1 protein-coding gene is annotated in these 235 nt (G+C 66.8%); it reads right to left on the reverse strand.

Features of this window, described 5'->3' with window-relative positions:
* A partial coding sequence (locus L9G74_RS22070; RefSeq protein WP_238899088.1) for a hypothetical protein occupies positions 1 to 190 on the reverse strand: 190 nt, incomplete at its 3' end.
* Positions 191 to 235 lie beyond the last annotated feature (45 nt).

Consider the following 235-nt stretch of genomic DNA (forward strand, 5'->3'; position numbering starts at 1 on the left):
CTTCGGCGAGGGTGTTCCCGGCGAAGCCGAGGTCGGTGGAGATGCTCTCGAGCGGCTCGTTCACGACCCCGGAGTGGTAGCCGAAGAGGAAGGAGGTGAGCGTGGCGACGCACACGTGCGGCAGAGACATGCGCCACGACGGGGCCCCGCCGTCCGCCATTTTCGCTGGCGTCTCGACGTCGAGATCCATGGCGGCGTCCCTGTACGGCACGCTCTTGTACGCCGACGACTTAAG

Origin of the sequence: Shewanella electrica (assembly GCF_022321485.1) — a bacterium.
Taxonomy (GTDB): domain Bacteria; phylum Pseudomonadota; class Gammaproteobacteria; order Enterobacterales; family Shewanellaceae; genus Shewanella; species Shewanella electrica.